General features: G+C 50.5%; 15 protein-coding genes and 1 tRNA gene. 13 read left to right on the forward strand and 3 right to left on the reverse strand.

The features are described 5' to 3' along the window. Positions 1-125: 125 nt before the first annotated feature. On the forward strand, positions 126-446 hold the full coding sequence (locus HZU75_RS10215; protein WP_180305991.1) for a hypothetical protein: 321 nt from the start codon (positions 126-128) through the stop codon (positions 444-446). 59 nt (positions 447-505) lie between these two features. On the opposite strand, the gene HZU75_RS10220 is transcribed toward HZU75_RS10215, so the two are convergent. Continuing rightward, complete coding sequence (locus HZU75_RS10220; protein WP_180305992.1) at positions 506-1,066, reverse strand: DUF1003 domain-containing protein; 561 nt, start codon at positions 1,064-1,066, stop codon at positions 506-508. Between the two features lie 288 nt (positions 1,067-1,354). On the opposite strand from HZU75_RS10220, the gene gltB reads away from it, so the two are divergent. The 5 genes from gltB (at position 1,355) to HZU75_RS10245 (ending at position 10,391) form a co-directional block, all read left to right on the forward strand. Next, a complete protein-coding gene (gltB, locus tag HZU75_RS10225) occupies positions 1,355-5,803 on the forward strand; it encodes a glutamate synthase large subunit (protein WP_180305993.1) in 4,449 nt (1,482 codons plus the stop codon). A gap of 111 nt (positions 5,804-5,914) precedes the next feature. Next, positions 5,915-7,327 carry a glutamate synthase small subunit GltD family protein gene (locus tag HZU75_RS10230; RefSeq protein WP_180305994.1) on the forward strand — a complete coding sequence of 471 codons (1,413 nt, stop codon included), beginning with the start codon at positions 5,915-5,917 and terminating at the stop codon, positions 7,325-7,327. Positions 7,328-7,387: 60 nt separating this feature from the next. Continuing rightward, positions 7,388-8,686 carry a tetratricopeptide repeat-containing diguanylate cyclase gene (locus HZU75_RS10235; RefSeq protein WP_180305995.1) on the forward strand — a complete coding sequence of 433 codons (1,299 nt, stop codon included), beginning with the start codon at positions 7,388-7,390 and terminating at the stop codon, positions 8,684-8,686. Further along, positions 8,686-9,729 (forward strand): tetratricopeptide repeat protein, encoded by a 1,044-nt coding sequence (locus HZU75_RS10240; protein ID WP_180305996.1) that lies wholly within the window; start codon positions 8,686-8,688, stop codon positions 9,727-9,729. The genes HZU75_RS10235 and HZU75_RS10240 overlap by 1 nt, the downstream gene beginning before the upstream one ends. Before the next feature lie 62 nt (positions 9,730-9,791). After that, positions 9,792-10,391, forward strand: coding sequence for a MarC family protein (locus HZU75_RS10245; RefSeq protein WP_180305997.1), 600 nt, complete (start codon positions 9,792-9,794; stop codon positions 10,389-10,391). Here the strand turns inward: HZU75_RS10245 and rarD are convergent. Continuing rightward, positions 10,388-11,260, reverse strand: coding sequence for an EamA family transporter RarD (gene rarD, locus HZU75_RS10250; RefSeq protein ID WP_180305998.1), 873 nt, complete (start codon positions 11,258-11,260; stop codon positions 10,388-10,390). The genes HZU75_RS10245 and rarD overlap by 4 nt on opposite strands. A gap of 305 nt (positions 11,261-11,565) precedes the next feature. Between rarD and rpiA the strand changes: the two genes are divergently transcribed. The 5 genes from rpiA (at position 11,566) to corA (ending at position 15,752) form a co-directional block, all read left to right on the forward strand. Beyond that, complete coding sequence (gene rpiA / locus HZU75_RS10255; protein ID WP_180305999.1) at positions 11,566-12,222, forward strand: ribose-5-phosphate isomerase RpiA; 657 nt, start codon at positions 11,566-11,568, stop codon at positions 12,220-12,222. A gap of 117 nt (positions 12,223-12,339) precedes the next feature. Then, positions 12,340-13,053, forward strand: coding sequence for a phosphate signaling complex protein PhoU (gene phoU / locus HZU75_RS10260; protein ID WP_180306000.1), 714 nt, complete (start codon positions 12,340-12,342; stop codon positions 13,051-13,053). A gap of 139 nt (positions 13,054-13,192) precedes the next feature. After that, positions 13,193-13,927, forward strand: coding sequence for a Ppx/GppA phosphatase family protein (locus tag HZU75_RS17655; protein ID WP_308419409.1), 735 nt, complete (start codon positions 13,193-13,195; stop codon positions 13,925-13,927). Continuing rightward, a complete protein-coding gene (locus tag HZU75_RS17660; RefSeq protein ID WP_308419410.1) occupies positions 13,900-14,685 on the forward strand; it encodes a Ppx/GppA phosphatase family protein in 786 nt (261 codons plus the stop codon). The genes HZU75_RS17655 and HZU75_RS17660 overlap by 28 nt, the downstream gene beginning before the upstream one ends. Continuing rightward, positions 14,634-15,752, forward strand: a complete 1,119-nt coding sequence (gene corA, locus HZU75_RS10270; protein ID WP_180306001.1) for a magnesium/cobalt transporter CorA — start codon at positions 14,634-14,636, stop codon at positions 15,750-15,752. The genes HZU75_RS17660 and corA overlap by 52 nt, the downstream gene beginning before the upstream one ends. Before the next feature lie 59 nt (positions 15,753-15,811). Here the strand turns inward: corA and HZU75_RS10275 are convergent, their stop codons facing one another. Then, on the reverse strand, positions 15,812-16,291 hold the full coding sequence (locus HZU75_RS10275) for a DUF456 domain-containing protein (RefSeq protein ID WP_180306002.1): 480 nt from the start codon (positions 16,289-16,291) through the stop codon (positions 15,812-15,814). 187 nt (positions 16,292-16,478) lie between these two features. Here HZU75_RS10275 and HZU75_RS10280 point away from each other — a divergent pair. Beyond that, positions 16,479-16,554, forward strand: a tRNA-Phe gene (locus tag HZU75_RS10280). Positions 16,555-16,730: 176 nt separating this feature from the next. Further along, positions 16,731-17,438, forward strand: coding sequence for a GTP cyclohydrolase I (folE, locus tag HZU75_RS10285; protein WP_180306003.1), 708 nt, complete (start codon positions 16,731-16,733; stop codon positions 17,436-17,438). Positions 17,439-17,448 lie beyond the last annotated feature (10 nt).

The raw sequence follows: 17,448 nt of genomic DNA on the forward strand, positions 1-17,448 counted from the left end.
CGTTGTAAATTCTTCCAGTGTTTGTGATACAGCCTTTTGTGGATCGGGGGCTGAGTTTCTGAATGTCGGTGGGCAATTAGCCGTATAATCGAGGATTGAATTGGCTGGATGACGAAGGATTTAAGATGACCGAGCAAGTAAAAACCGAAGTACCCGCAGACTGGCACGTTATCTTGCGTCCGAATCACGACCGTAAAGTGGCGGCCAAAAGTAAGCTGTACCGTTTGCGCAATAATCAGCCTGAGCGTTTGGCGCAGTTGGAAGAAATCGTTGGCGATTCAAAATTCAAATACAATCGTTTCAAGCGCGTCATCGATTCGCCAGAAAAGTTTCTGGTTGATCGCCTGCGTCAGGCCTGCGTTGAGGTGATTGGGCACGACCGGGATTTGGTGCATTATCTGATTGCAATTGCCATTGAGCGCAGCGAAGCGGCGAAAAAGCGCTAAGCCTAAACTTGGAATGTCCTGCTCAAACCCGCTTTCGTAAATCACGAAGAGCGGGTTTTTTATTGCGCCGAATTTTCCGGCTCTGGCTTGGTGCTTTGTGCTTTCAGCTGATTTTTTACTTCATTCAAATCCGCCAAAATATTCCAAGTCAGGTGCTCCACCCGCTGATTGAGGGCTTGCACGGCCGCTTCGGCTTTAAGGTTCACCTCAAAGTCGCGAATCATGGTTAAGCGATCACGAGCCGCTTGGCGGTTTTGCGACATCATAATGATCGGGGCCTGTATTGCGGCAAGCATCGACAGAATTAGGTTGAGAAATACATAAGGGTAGGGGTCAAAGGCGTGGGTTCGTAGTACATCGGTATTCAAGACGGCCCAGCCAATTAAAAAAGAGCCAAAGAGGCTAATGAATGTCCACGAGCCACCAAATTCAGCGACACGATCAGCAAGGCGCTCGCCAAAAGTAACGCCTTCAACCGGAATGTGATCACTGGCGCGATTAGCCTGTAATCGGCGCGAAATGCGCATTAGGGCATTGCGCTCGCGCTCGCCGATGTCACTGACTCCGGAGTTGAGTAAGTGTTCTGCCAAAAACCGCAAATGTTGCTCGTCTTGTCGCATGCGTATCCCCTTGTGACATCCGGTGTGATTGTATTGGTTACGTGTGAGGTGCGGTCTTAAACATCGTTAATGAATGCTTGCGAAATAACGTTCTTGAACGCCAAATTAGCACGGCCTTACAGATGGGTTGGCTGGGTAATTTTGTAGCTTCAGGGATTTTCCCGATTGTCCAGTTACAACTCTCTTGGGTTGCGTTTAGCACCCTTAAAAGCTAGAATCAAGCCCTTTCGCTTGACTAGGGTCAATCCCTAGTGGGTTTGTTTTTTGGCTTTTAAGGGTTCCGTTGTGATGGATAGACAAAGCTGGTTAGAAGGCACGTTGTACCGCCCGCAGTTCGAGCAAGATAGCTGCGGCTTCGGTTTGATCGCGCAGATGGATGATAAACCGTCGCATTGGCTGGTATCGACTGCGATTAATTCTCTGGCCTGTTTGACACACCGCGGTGCGGTTGCTGCCGATGGCAAGTCAGGTGATGGCTGTGGTCTTTTGTTCCGCAAGCCGACTGGTTTCTTGCAAGCCGTAGCCGCAGATAATGGCTATACCCTGGCTGAGCAATTTACTGCAGGCCTCGTATTTGCTGGCTTGAATAAAGATACCTGTGCAAAATCAATCGCCAACTTGGTCGCTGCCGTAGAAGGCCAAGGCCTGATTGTGGCAGGCGTGCGTGACGTTCCTGTGAATCTGGATGCGCTCGGCGAAGCTGCGATGGCCTCACTGCCATCAATTAAGCAAATTTTCGTTAATGCACCAGCAGGTTTGGCTGAGCTGGAATTTGCCCGCAAACTCTATCAAGCGCGTCGCTTGGCTGAAAAAGCCAACGCTAGCGACAAAGATTTCTACATCCCGACGTTGAACCCGTACGTGATGTCATACAAAGGCTTGGTAACGCCTGAAAACCTGCCCGTGTTCTACCTCGACTTGAAAGACGAGCGTTTCGCTTCAAGTTTGGCGGTTTACCACCAACGTTTCTCGACCAATACTTGGCCGCAATGGAAACTGGCGCAGCCATTCCGTTTCCTCGCCCACAATGGCGAGATCAATACGCTGACGGGTAACCGCGCGTGGGCTAAAGCGCGTGAAGCAATCATGGATAGCGATAAGCTCGACATGGATGCGATCCGCCCTATCGTACAAACTAATGGTTCAGACTCGATGAGTCTGGACAATATGCTCGAAAGTCTCGTGCTTGGCGGCGTTGATGTCTTCCGCGCTTTCCGCCTGTTGGTACCACCAGCTTGGCAAAACGTGGATAGCAATGATCGCGACTTGCGCGCATTCTACGAATACAACTCACTGCACATGGAGCCATGGGATGGCCCCGCCGGTATCGTTTGGGCGGCTGGCGACTACGCCGGTTGTGCGCTCGACCGTAACGGCCTGCGTCCAGCGCGTTATGTAATTACCAAAGATCGCCACATCACGATTGCATCGGAAATCGGCGTTTGGGGTTACAAACCAGAAGACGTAGCGAAAAAAGGCCGCGTAAAACCAGGTCAAATCGTTGCTGTTAACCTGAAAACTGGCGAGTTTATCGATACTGAAACCATCGATAACAACCTGAAATCGGCGCAGCCTTACCGCGCATGGCTCAAAGAGCATGCGACGCACTTGGAAATGGCCGAAGACAACAAACCACTGGAAGAAATGGATAAGGCAACTCTATTGACCTACCAAAAACAATTCCAGTTGACGTTTGAAGAGCGCGACCAAATCTTGCGTGTCTTGGCCGCTGACGGTCAGGAAGCAATTGGCTCGATGGGTGATGACACCCCAATGGCCGTATTGAGCGAGAAAGTGCGTTCGCCATTTGACTACCTGCGTCAGCAGTTTGCACAGGTAACCAACCCGCCGATCGACCCGATCCGTGAAGCGATTGTCATGTCGCTGAACACCTGCTTCGGTCCAGAACGTAATCTGTTTGAAGACGGCCCAAGCCACGCTAAACGTTTGGAAGTGACTTCGCCAGTATTGTCGACCGATAAATTCGACGCGATCGTTGGCCAGTCTGATCCAGACTTCAAATCAGCGCGTTTCGAAATCTGTTTTGATGCTGCGACGACTTCTTTGAAAGCGGCGATTGAAAAACTGACTGCCGACGTGTTGGCGAGTGTGAAAAACGACGGTACCGTGATTGTCGTACTGTCAGACAAAAATATTGCTAAAGGCCGCTTGCCGATTCCAGCATTGTTTGCGGTTGGCGCAGTTCACCACGGTTTGATCAACGCAGGCTTGCGTTGCAAAACCAATATCATCGTTGAAACCGCAACCACCCGCGATCCACACCACTTTGCGTGCTTGATCGGCTACGGCGCGACTGCGGTTGTACCGTACCTCGCTTACCAAACGATCAAAGAATTGATCGATATGGGTCAAATCGAGTCAACGTTGGAAAAAGCGGCGAATAACTTCCGCAAAGGCATCAACAAAGGTCTGATGAAGATCTTGTCGAAGATGGGTATTTCGACCGTTGCTTCATACCGCGGCTCACAGTTGTTCGAAGGCGTTGGTATTGGCGAAGAAGTGATTGATCTGTGCTTAACGGGCACCGTTTCGCGCATTTCTGGTGCGAACTTCGTCGATTTCCAAGAAGATCAAGCTAAGTTGAACAAGCTGGCATTCAACCCAATGCGCCCATTGGCGCAAGGTGGTTTGCTGAAATATGTGTTCGGCGAGGAATACCACGCCTACAACCCAGACGTGGTGATGGCGCTACAAAAGGCAGTCCAAAACGGCGATTACAAAGCGTACAAACAATACGCTGATCTGGTAAACAAACGCCCTGTGGCGATGTTGCGCGACTTGATGGCGCTGCAAATCGATCCAGCGAAATCAATTTCGATTGACGAAGTTGAGCCGCTCGAAAGCATCGTGAAGCGTTTTGACTCTGCCGGTATGTCGCTCGGCGCATTGAGCCCAGAAGCGCACGAAGCCTTGGCTGAAGGTATGCACCGTTTGGGCGCACGCTCGAACTCGGGTGAAGGTGGTGAGGATGAAGCTCGCTACGGCACTCCGAAAATGTCAAAAATCAAGCAGGTGGCTTCAGGTCGTTTCGGCGTAACGCCGCACTACTTGGTGAACGCTGAAGTGCTGCAGATTAAAGTAGCCCAAGGCGCGAAACCGGGTGAAGGTGGTCAGCTGCCAGGCGATAAAGTATCGCCATTGATCGCGAAACTGCGTCACAGCAAACCAGGTATCAGCCTGATTTCTCCACCACCGCACCACGATATTTACTCGATCGAAGACTTGGCGCAGCTGATTTTTGACTTGAAACAGGTCAACCCTGCTGCCCTGGTTTCGGTCAAGTTGGTTGCCGAACCTGGCGTCGGTACGATTGCGGCCGGTGTAGCGAAAGCCTACGCTGACTTGATCACGATTTCTGGTTATGACGGTGGTACTGCTGCTTCACCATTGGCGTCTGTGAAATACGCAGGTTCGCCGTTCGAATTGGGTCTGACGGAAGCGCAGCAAGTCTTGCGTGCGAATGGTCTGCGTGGCCGTGTTCGCGTGCAAGCCGACGGTGGTCTGAAAACCGGTATGGACGTGGTGAAAGCCGCGATCATGGGTGCTGAGAGCTTCGGCTTCGGTACTGGCCCGATGGTCGCTTTGGGTTGTAAATTCCTGCGGATTTGCCACTTGAACAACTGCGCAACCGGTGTGGCAACGCAAGAGATCAAACTGCGTAGCAAGTACTTCATTGGCTTGCCAGAAATGGTCGTGAACTACTTTACCTTCATCGCGCAAGAAACGCGTGAATTGATGGCAAGCTTGGGTATTCGCAAGTTTGAAGACTTGGTAGGTCGCACTGAACTCTTGGGTCTGATCGAAGGTGCGACTGAGAAGCAGAAAAAACTCGCGATGAGCGCCTTGCTCAGCCAAGGTACGACGCCAGATTCAGTACCACGCTTCTGTGTTGAAGCGAGCAACCCATCGTTCGATAAAGGCGAGTTGGCCGAAGAAATGGTTCGCGATGCATTGGCAGGTATTCAAGCAGGTACAAAACAAAGCTTTGAATACGATGTACGCAATATCCACCGCTCGATCGGTGCACGTCTGTCAGGTGAGATCGCCAAAGCACACGGTGCTGCGGGTCTGCCAGATGGTTCATTGCACATCAAATTGAACGGCTCTGCAGGTCAATCTTTGGGCGTGTGGAATGCCAAAGGTCTGACGATCGAGCTGGCCGGTGACGCGAATGACTACGTGGGTAAAGGGATGAACGGCGGTAAAGTCGTAATCTACCCACCAAAAGGTAGTGAGTTTGCTTCACACGAAGCAACGATTGTGGGCAACACATGTCTGTACGGTGCGACTGGCGGTGAGCTGTACGCTGCAGGTATGGCTGGTGAGCGTTTCGCGGTGCGTAACTCAGGTGCGACAGCGATTGTTGAAGGCGTGGGCGATCACGGTTGTGAATACATGACTGGCGGCTGCGTGGTGGTACTGGGTGAAACCGGTTACAACTTCGGCGCTGGTATGACCGGTGGTTTTGCGCTGGTTTACGATCCAACGCAAAAATTCGCGTATCGCTACAACAATGAGCTGATTGACACCAATCTGATCAATGGCGAAGCCTACGGCGCGATCCGTGCATTCTTGAAAGACAAGATCAAAGCGCACGCTGATTTGACTGGTTCTAGCAAAGCGGCTGAGCTGCTGGCGAACTTTGACGAAGCAGTGGATTACTTCTGGTTGGTGAAACCAAAAGTCGCCAAGCTCGATGCCTTGTTGAAAGACTAAGTGTATGAGGTTGTGGGTAGCATAGCTGCCCACAACAGAATAAGTATTGATTTGGATGTGCAGGGTATATGCCCGTAAGCCACTATCTGATTCGCATTGAGGTTTATACCCATGTCAGACGTGTTTCAGTTTCTGAATGTACCGCGCAATCCGGGCGAAAAAGTTGCCGTTGAAAAGCGCAAATTTGTATTTAAAGAAATCTACAGCCCATTGGATAAAGTAACGTCTGGCGAGCAAGCTGGTCGTTGCCTGTCCTGTGGTAACCCCTATTGCTCGTGGGAGTGCCCGGTGCACAACCACATTCCACACTGGCTCAAGCTGGTTGACGAAGGCAAATTGTTTGAAGCGGCTGAGCTGAGCCACAAAACCAACTCATTGCCAGAAATTTGCGGCCGTGTTTGCCCGCAAGATCGTCTGTGTGAAGGCGCGTGTACGCTGAACCAAGTGGATGCGGGTGCCGTATCGATTGGTTCGGTTGAAAAATACATTACCGATGAAGCCTTCAAAGCGGGCTGGCGTCCAGATATGTCTGGCGTGATTCCGACGGGGAAAAAAGTAGCCGTGATCGGCGCTGGCCCAGCTGGTTTGGGTTGCGCGGATATCTTGGTACGCAACGGTGTTACGCCCGTGGTGTTTGATCGCTACGAAGAAATCGGCGGCTTGCTGACTTTTGGTATTCCAGAATTCAAACTCGAAAAAGAAGTGATCGCGACCCGTCGTAAGATCATGGAAGAAATGGGTGTTGAATTCCGTCTGAAAACTGAAATCGGTAAAGACGTTACCATCGAAACCCTGCTGGCTGATTACGATGCCGTATTCATGGGCATGGGCGCGTACAAGTATATGAAAGGCGGTATTGCTGGCGAAGAGCTGCCAGGCGTGCTCGAAGCCTTGCCATTCTTGGTGAACAACGTGCGTAACAGCATGGGGACATTGGAAGGTGAAGCTTTCGTTTCAATGCAAGGCAAGCGCGTGGTGGTACTCGGTGGTGGCGATACTGCGATGGATTGCAACCGCACTTCAATTCGCCAAGGCGCAGCCAGCGTAATCTGTGCTTACCGCCGTGACGAAGAAAACATGCCGGGCTCAAAACGTGAAGTAGCCAATGCCAAAGAAGAAGGCGTCGAATTCGCGTGGAACAGCCAGCCAGTTAAAATTGAAAAGAATACTGATGGCAGCCTGGCGCTGACGCTGGTTTCTACTCAATTGGGCGCACCGGATGAGAAAGGTCGTCGCCGTCCAGAATTGGTAGCCGGTTCTGAGCGTGTGATCGAGTGCGATCACGTAATCGTGGCCTTTGGTTTCTCGGTAGAGCCAGAATCATGGTTTGACGCGCAAGGCGTAAAAACTGACGACTGGGGTCGCACGATTGCAGCTGAGAAGCAAACGTTCAAACACCAGACTTCTAACCCGAAAATTTTCGCCGGTGGCGACCAAGTTCGTGGCGCAGATCTCGTTGTGCGTGCAGTTTATGAAGGTCGTAACGCTGCTGAGGGTATACTTGCTTACTTGGGCGAGTGGTAATCCAGTAAAAGTAAAAAAAGCCCCGCTTGCGGGGCTTTTTTTATGCACAAGGGTGCGAACGTGAATCAGCAGCAACAAATCAAACAAGGGCAGCAATTGCTACGACAAGGCTTGGTGAGTAATGCCTTGAAAACGTGGCTTGATGGTTTAAGTCAAAGCACTAACATTCCCGAAGAGTTGCCATATTGGGTGGTGCTGGGTGGCTATTTTCGCGCTGCCGGGCAGGCCGAGCGCGCCTTAAGCCTGCATCAACATGCGTATGGGTTAATGGGGTCTGATGCCTATTTGCGTAGCTGGTTAGAAATGCAGCTTTGTCTTGATTTGCTTGCCTTGGATCAAGCCGCTTTGGCTCAACAGGCTTTGCAGCGAGCCTGTCAGTTTGCCGATTTATTGTGCTGCCCTATTTTGCAAGAGTTACTGAGCCAAATTTATAGTGCCCTAGGGCAGGATGAAGCGTCGGCAAATGCGCTGGAGTCAGCGATTCAGCTGTATCAAGATGATGCATTGGCCGTGGCGCAATGTAGCTTGGATTTGCTTAAAGTGTATGCGCGTTTGCCAAAGGTCAGGGCTGAGCGGCTAAAAGTAGCTATTGATGTAGCTAACCGTCACTTGCCGTTATTAAAAGATCAGTCGCGCCCGATGTGTATTCAATTGGGTCATGCCTGCCAGATGCTGGGTCGGGACGAGGACGCCGCACGTTATTTTAAGCAGGCATTGCAACTGCCAACCCCAAAACACACTAAAAAATCCAAACCACGCCGTTTAGCGATGGTGGAATATAAGCTGCAGCAAATTACGAGCGATATTGAAATTGAAATGTTGCGCGAAAAAAATGCTGCCCAGCATCAGCATGTGAAACAGCTGGAAACTGCCGGTTTTCGGGATGAAATTACGGGGCTATATAACTCGCGCTATCTGGCAATGCGCTGGGACGATTTGCACCAACAGGCCCAGCAAGGAACCGCGCTGTGTTTACTTAGCATCGGGATCAATTTGTTTGCCAGCATTAGCGAAGTGCTTGGTAAAGATGCCGCGCTGCTGATGTACATTCAGATTGGCCAGATTCTGCAAGCGCAGTGCCCAGATGATGCCATCTTAGTGACCTCGGGTACGGGGTCTTTCGAGCTGATTTTGCTCAAACATGAACGCGCTAGCGTTGAGGGCATCGTTGCTGCAGTGCAGGACAAAATCGCCAAAATTGAGCAAGCTTATTTGCCAGAGCCCTTGAGCGTGAGTGCTGGTGGCGCCTATTTCATCGCCAACGAGGCGAGGGACGTTTTTCAATTACGCGCAAATTTGGCGCTCTTTCTGGCTCAGCGTCAAGAAACTAAACAAATTTGCTGGGATGGGGAGGCGTAATGACCGAAAAGGAGCAATTAAAGCTTGAATTTGAAACAATTGCCAAGCAAGCCTGCTGTGGCTCTCCGCCATCGCCCATGGTCGCTCTGGAATTACTAAAAACCGCCAAAGGGGATGTGCATCTAACTGCATTGGCGTGTGTCATCTTAGGTCACGCTTGGCAGCACATTAGCGAACACCACAAAGCTCAGATGGCATTCTCTTCGGCGATCGAAGGCTTTAAACAGGCTGGATGCCCACATGATGAAACCGAGGCTCGTATCCTGCTTGGTATGTCGCATTTGCTGAGTGGCGAGCCACTAAAAGCTTTAGATTGCTGGTCATCGGCCTTGATCATAGCTCGCAAAATTAATGATCGTGATTTGTGCACCCGGGTCTACTTAGGGGTGGGGCAAGTTTATATTGGTTTTGGCGATTATCAGGCTGCGCTGTCATTTAATGAACTGGCATTGGAAATGGCGCGGCGTTTAAATCATGATGAACGTAAAGGTGAGGCGCTATTGAATGTGGCCAGTGATGCATATCGCTTGGGGCGCTACAACTATACCTTGCAGTGTGTGGCCGAAGCGGAAAAATTATTAGAAACCACGATTAGTAATAAAATTTGGTCCGCTGAGGTCGTCTATTACCGTGGTTTAGTACATGCTGCGCAAGGGCATTATGCACAGGCTAAGCTTGAGCTGGAAACTGCATATCTGCTAAGTGATCAGAATGATAACTTATGGGGCAAAGCACATGCCCTCACTGCATTGGGTGAAACCCTGCTGCAACTGCAGGAAAGTAATACCGGGGAAGTGCTCGAAAAAGCACATCAGCTCGCCAGCGCCGGTAGTATGCGGCTATTAATACAACGCGCAAGCCGAGCGCTAATCAGCTGGTATGAGCTGCAAGGGCAAATCGCCAAAACCCTGCCGCACTACAATCTGGTGCTTGATAATGAGCAGCCCGAGAGTTTACAGGTGCCCGCTGCGCATATGAGCCGCATTCAGCAATTGATGGCTCGCAGTCGAATCCGGGTATTACAAGCCCAGTTTGCTAGTTAGATTGTTGCACTGGGCGTATTCCCGTATTTATTGCTCTCGCATGGACGCGCTACACTGCGCGTATGGATAGCCCAACTTTTCTCTCTGCTTTTATTCTTTTGCTGCTCGTGACCGATCCACTGGGCGGCATTCCCTTGTTTGTTTCACTGATGAAGCAGGTGCCCAAAGAGCGGCGCTGGCGCATGATCATTCGTGAAGTCAGCGTAGCATTTGCTGTGCTGCTGTTGTTTATGGTGTTCGGGCGGCAGTTTCTTGAAGTGATGCATCTGTCGCAAACCTCGTTGGGCATTGCGGGCGGGGTGATTCTATTTTTGATCGCCTTGCGCATGGTGTTTCCTCATCCGGATGGCGTATTTGGCGATGCGCAGCAAGGTGAGCCCTACATTGTGCCGCTGGCGATCCCATTACTGGCGGGCCCATCGGCGTTGGCTACCGTATTGCTCTTGGTATCGCGCGATCCAGAACGGATCTGGCTCTGGGTCGGCGCTTTGGCTTTGACGATGTTGGTGTGTGCTTTAACCTTGGCATTTTCGGAGAAGATCAGCCAGGTTTTGGGTGAGCATGTAACGACAGCCTTTGAGCGCCTGATGGGTTTAATCTTGACTGCCATTGCGGTGCAAATGCTGCTCGATGGGATTCAAGCTTATTTAGCGCAGCTCTAAGCCTGTGTCGTGCGCTGGCGGTGCCAAATACTATCAGCACTAAATAACAGCAAGGCCAACCAAATTAGGCCAAAGCCAATCATTCGGTCGTGCCCAAAGGGCTCGTGCCAGAGCCAGATTGCCAACAACAATTGCACGGTCGGGGCTAGGTATTGCAGTAGACCAAGTTGCGTCATACTGATTTTTCGGGCTGCCCCTGCAAATAACAGCAGGGGTATGGCCGTAATTGGCCCTGCTAGCATAACGCTCAGCTGCATACTGCCAGTTGCTTGGTTAAAGTGCCCTGAATGGGTAAGACAAAGAATAATCATTCCGACGACTGCTATTGGGAACAGTAAAGCTGTTTCCAGCGTTAAACCTTCTAGCGCGCCTAAACTTGCAGTTTTGCGCAGCAGGCCATAAATACCAAATGTAGTCGCCACCGTTAAGGCCACCCACGGTAATTGTCCGGCGGCTAGCGTTAGCCACGCGACGCCGGCTCCCGCCACGGCAATACACAACCACTGACGCACACGCAGACGTTCTTGCAGAATCAGTACGCCCAGCAGTACGTTAATTAGCGGATTGATGAAATAACCCAAGCTGGCATCCACGACGCGGCCTGAATTGGCAGCCCAGATATAGACTAGCCAGTTAATGGATAGCAACACCGCGCTTAAGGTAAAGCCTGCAATCAGTTTGCGATTTAGTTGGCGCAACCACGCCCACTGTTTGCGCCAGAACAGAATCGCCAGCAAGAAAGTTAGCGCCCACACAATGCGGTGCAAAACAATTTCGCCTGCAGGCATAAATTGAATAGTCTTGAAATAGAGCGGAAATAAGCCCCAGATTAAATAGGCCAAAACAGCCGAAACGAGGCCTGAATTCATGTACTTGCTCAATAAGAAGGGCGCCCTAGTATAGCCAGCGCCTAGGCCGAGGAATAGCAACAGTTCAGGCTTGTCTTGGGCGTGCACTTTTAGGAAGGATGAGTATCACGCGCTAGGGAAGGGCAACACTGGTTAGTAGTGGTATACATGCAGGGGTATCTTCATTTCTTGTCGACAAAGAAATCAGAGTGGATTTGATGCGCGGCAAGTTGTGGTAAACACGATCGTTTCACAATGACAGGCATACGCTGAAGCTACGCAATGCGTGGTGGCGATATATAATTTGCGCTTACCTAGGAGCTGCCATGACTCAAAATGAACTGAAAGAAGCGGTTGGCCGCGCGGCCATTGCTTATATTCCTGATGATTGCATTGTTGGTGTGGGCACAGGCTCCACGGCGAATTACTTTATTGATGCCCTGGCAGAGATTAAAGGCCGCATTAAAGGCGCGGTTTCCTCATCCGAGGCTAGTGTTGCACGGCTAAAATCACACGGTATCCCGGTGTATGAACTCAATACCATTGATGAGTTGCCGGTGTATGTGGATGGTGCCGACGAAATCAATCACCAACTGCAGATGATTAAAGGCGGTGGCGCTGCGCTCACTCGCGAGAAAATCGTTGCAGCGGTTGCTGAGCAATTTATTTGTATTGCTGATGAATCTAAATTGGTCGATGTGCTGGGGGCTTTCCCGCTACCAGTTGAAGTGATTCCAATGGCGCGCTCTTATGTCGCGCGTGAAATTGTGAAATTAGGTGGTCATCCTGCGTATCGCGAAGGCGTTGTTACCGACAACGGTAATATCATTATCGACGTGCATGGCTTGAGCATTACTCAAGCTGGTGAGCTGGAAACCAAACTCAATCAAATCGTGGGTGTGGTGACTAATGGGATCTTTGCTCATCGCCGCGCCGATGTGTTGTTACTGGGCACTGCGGCTGGCGTAAAAACCATCAAATAAAGGCGAAGCCTCTACAATGCTGAAAATGGCGCACCCTAGGATAAATTTGCAAGATGAAACATGCTTGTAATATTTAGCTGCTAAGGTGCGCTACTAATTACATTGGAGTTATTGCGCATGGCTGAACATTTCTCGGAACACATTTCTACGCAGTTTGATGCGGATCTGAACGCGATTCGTACCCAAGTCATGGCGATGGCTGGCTTAGTTGAAGAGCAAGTGCGCTTATCGATGAAGGCACTGGCTTCGGGCGACATGAGCATCATTAACCAAGTGATTGCCCAAGAGCAGAAAGTCAATGCCATGCATTTGGAACTGGACGATATGTGCGTGCATATGATCGCGCGTCGTCAGCCTGCGGCATCCGATTTACGCCTAGTGATGACGGTGATCAAATCGGTCGAAGACTTGGAAAGTATCGGCGATAAAGCGCATAAAATTTGCCTGCGCGCCAAATCGATTTTTGATAGCGGCAAGATGCAAGTGCCTAAATTCCAAGAGGTTAACCATATCGCGACCTTGGCGCTGGATATGCTGACCCGTGCACTAGATGCGTTTGCGCGTTTGGACTCGGCTTCCGCAGCTGAAGTAATTGCTGCAGATGAGCAACTCGATCAGGAATATCGTGCGCTGCAACGTCAATTGATTACCGTGATGATGGAAGACCCGCGTTCGATTTCTTTGACGCTAGACATCTTATGGATTGCTAAGGCAACCGAACGAATCGGCGATTTGGCCGTTAACGTAGCCGAGCACGTGGTATACCTCGTGAAAGGCCGTGATGTACGTCATAAATCACAAGCTGAAGTGGATGCGATTGCCAAAGGCTAAATCTAGCTAAATCACGGTGCAGTAAAAAATGGGGCAAATTCACGTGCCCCATTTTTTTCGTGTTTTTTTTGGGCAGATTACGGTAAATTGACGCACCTACACTGAATAATCTGTTTTGGATTTTGGAGCTGTATTTTTAATGAGCGATAACTCGATCATCGCCGCCGTTGATCTAGGTTCGAATAGTTTTCGCCTGCAAGTGGCGCGGGTGGTTGAAGGCTCGTTGTTCCCGCTCGATTCGCTGAAAGAAACCGTGCGACTGGGGGCTGGACTGGATGCGCAAGGGCGCTTGAGCGAGGCGGCGATCGCTGAATTGGTTGCAGCGCTGGCGCGTTTTGGTGAGCGCTTGGCTGGCTTGCCGCCGCAGTGTGTGCGGGCCGTGGCAACCAATACTTTCCGTGTGGCAAGAAATTCAGCGCAATTCTTGCCCTTAGCCGAGGCAGCCTTAGGGTTTCCAATTGAGATTATTGCCGGGCGCGAAGAAGCGCGGCTGATTTATATCGGTGCCGCCCACAGCTTACCAAGTACACGTGAACGTCGTTTGGTGGTGGATATTGGTGGTGGCTCAACCGAATTAATCATTGGCAGTCAGTACCGGTCCTTCCGTACCGAAAGCTTGCAGCTCGGTTGTGTCGGCTGGAGCATGCGCTATTTTCCCGATGGCGTAATTACCCGCGAACGGCTGGAAACTGCAGAGTTGGCGGCGCGTGGGGCGTTCTTGCCACTGGTGCCGGATTTTCACACCAGTGAATGGCAACGAGCCATTGGCACCTCGGGTACTGCCCGCTCGCTGGCGGATATACTGGAGTTGAACGACTTATCCCCCTGGGTATCACTCGGGCAGGCATGGCCGCCTTGCGCGAAAAAATGCTAGCCGCTGGGCATGTTGATAAATTACAGCTCAATGGCTTACGCGATGACCGACGTGCTGTTGTCGCCGGCGGCTTTGCCATCATGCAAGCTGCTTTTGATATGCTGGGTATTGAGCGTATGAATATCACCTATGGCGCGCTGCGCGATGGTGTTTTATATGATTTGATGCAGCGCCAAACGCAATATGATGTGCGTGACCGTACAGTTGATTTCTTCCAGCGCCGTTATCATGTCGATGGTTTGCAAGCCAATCGCGTTACTGCTCTGGCGATGCAACTGTTTGAAACCCTGCGTGGTGAAGCAGTACCGGAGGATGCGGTGTTGGCGCGCCATTTGAATATGGCGGCAAATTTACATGAAGTAGGGCGCTCGATTGCCCATGCTAGCTATCACAAACATTCCGCCTATATTTTGCAGCACGCTGATATGCCCGGCTTTTCGCGCCGCGAGCAAATTTGGCTAGCTCGGTTAGTGCTCGCGCATGCCGGTAGCTTAACCAAGCTGGCTGCCGAAACTATTCTGCCTGCCGAGTGGGATGCCATTTTGGCGCTGCGCTTGGCGGTACTGTTTTATCGCTCGCGGCTCGATGAAACGCCGCCTGAGATAGATTTAATCCGCCAAACAGAAGGCTATACATTAACGCTGGATGCGGCTTGGTTGGCATCGCATCCGCTGACTGCGTTTGCGCTTAATGAGGAAACGATTGCATGGCAAAACATCGGCGTGACGCTACAAGTGCAGGCCATCGCCGCCGAATAAAAGCGCATCTAAAATCAAGCAAAGCGGGACTAGCGCCTGGCTCCTTGCAGTACGTTGGGGCTACTGATCCTTTGCCAACTCTGGCGACCTTGATTGAGTTTGGCCAAGATGACGGTGATTTTCTGGAAACGAAATTCACTGCTCTGGAGCAAGGGCGAGATTTTAAACCGACCTATAGCAATTATTGGCTGAATCTGCACGGCCTTGAAGACCTGGCGCAGCTTAAATTAATCGGTAAGCGATTTCATCTGCATCCGCTGGTGCTGGAAGATATTCTCAACACCCAGCAAAGACCCAAAGTTGAAACTTATCCCGGATACTTGTTCATCACTGCCCGCTTGATGTTTCTGGATGAGTTTGGTTCGGTTGATTCCGAGCAGATTAGTTTGGTGGTGGGGCGAAACTTTTTGCTAACGTTTCAGGAAAAACCAACTGGCACGTTTGCTGGCATTCGCGAGTCCCTACGCAATGGCGAGTCCCAGCTACGCAAGTTTGGCACTGATTATTTGGTCTATGCGCTACTAGATAAAATTGTCGATCGGTATTTTGCAGTGTTGGAGCAGATCGGTGAGCGTGTTGATGAACTCGAGGATGAAATTATCGAGCAGCTCAACCCAGATCAGATGCAGGAGGTGCAGCATTTACGTCGATCATTGCAGGCACTTAAGCGGGGCTTATGGCCGTTACGTGAGGTAATTAACGTATTGCAGCGGGACGATGCCGATTTCTTTAAAGACGAAACCCAGTTGTATTTGCGCGATGCATATGACCATACGGTGCAATTGATTGAAAGTGTGGAAGCGTTGCGCGAGGCGGTCTCTGGTTTGCAGGATATTTACTTAGCGCTGCAGTCACAAACCATGAATACTCAGATGCGGACGTTAACGGTGTTTACGATTATTTTTAGTCCATTAACGCTGATCGCTGGAATCTACGGGATGAATTTTGAATTCATGCCCGAGCTGCATTGGCGCTGGGGCTATTTTGCTGTGCTAGCTCTGATGGGCGTGCTCGGTTGTGGTTTAGGATGGTTTTTTTGGTCTAGACGCTGGATTGATGCAGTTTGATAGGAGGTATATAGCCACATTCATTGTTTCAACTATTGTGTGGCCATATACAGTCTAGTTTATAACCAGTAGGCCAGCCAGAATATACCCAACATCATAAAGACAATCGCAACCTTTGCTATCGTTCCTACTAGCATTCCTATCCAGCTAGCGAGGCCAACTTTGCCTGCGCGCAAGCTTTCTCCCGTGGTGTAATATTCCCCAGCTGCAGCGCCCAATAAGGGACCCAAAATCAGTCCAAATGGCCCAGCCAGTATGCCAACCAAAGCGCCTATCGTTGCGCCCCAAATAGCAGGTTTGCTAGCACCGGCGATTTTGGCTCCAAACGCACCGGCGATGTAATCCAGTGTGCTTGCTAAGACGGCTAATGCAGCCAACACCAATAGGGTGTAGCCACTGACCGTTTGAAAATCCTGCTGCCACGCCAGAGTTAACATCCCGGCAAAGATCAGTGGGGTAGAAGGCAAGAGTGGCAGTATTACTCCAGCTACTCCAAGTAGCATGAGCCCAATACTGATGAACCACCAAATTGCATCCATCTGTGTGCTTCCCTTTTGTCTTGAGTGAACGAATTGGACTGTGGCGGGAGGGAAACGTTCTTAAATTTTAACTCAATAAAATCATATAACTAAGCAATTGATGCCCGAAAGTAGGCAGAAATGTTTGACGCGGCCGGCTAGCTGGTGTTTAATTCCGCTTCTCGCTGACCTGCGTCGGTGAGAAAGTGGCCAATTAGCTCAGTTGGTAGAGCAGCGGATTGAAAATCCGCGTGTCCGTGGTTCGATTCCGCGATTGGCCACCACGAATTTTGAAGCCCGCTCTTTGAGCGGGCTTTTTTATTGCCGTTTGTGTCTGCAAAGTCGATTAACCTCAGCAAACGGCGGCGTTTATGGTACGCTACTGATCAGTAGCTTGATCATCTTTTCTCGTCAGCCGTACCTTTCTTGTAGTGCGCTGTGTTCATCCAAGGATTTAATTGTGAGTGAATCTGATTCGACTGTTCCGGTAAAAAGCCCTGTATCGCAACGCATTCGCTATCGTCTGCATCAGGCGCAGCGCCGTTTCCATGCTAATGACAATATTGCAGACTTTATCGAGGATGGCGAAATGGCCGAGTTACTCGATGAAGTGCAGGAAAAAATGGTCGGTGTATTGCAGAGCCTAGTGATTGATACCGATAACGATCACAACACTCAAGATACGGCGCGCCGCGTGGCCAAAATGTACCTCAATGAAGTGTTCCGTGGCCGCTATGTCGCACAACCTGCAGTGACCGAGTTTCCAAATGTTGAGCATCTCAATGAGTTGATGATTGTTGGGCCGATTACGGTGCGCAGCGCGTGCTCGCATCATTTCTGCCCAATTATCGGTAAATTGTGGATTGGTATTCTGCCAAATCAACATTCCAATTTGATTGGTCTGTCAAAATATGCGCGCTTGGCTGAATGGGTGATGTCGCGCCCGCAGATTCAGGAAGAGGCCGTTACGCAAATGGCTGATTTGCTGCAAAGCAAAGTAAATCCAGATGGTCTAGCTATCGTGATGGAGGCGGATCATTTCTGCATGCATTGGCGTGGCGTGAAGGATTCGGACTCAAAAATGATTAATAGCGTGATGCGCGGAATCTTTTTGAAAGACACGCATTTGCGCCTCGAGTTTTTGTCGCTCATTAACAATAAACGCTAAGAGGGTTGTC

This window comes from Chitinibacter fontanus (assembly GCF_013423785.1).
In the GTDB taxonomy this organism is placed as follows: Bacteria; Pseudomonadota; Gammaproteobacteria; order Burkholderiales; family Chitinibacteraceae; genus Chitinibacter; species Chitinibacter fontanus.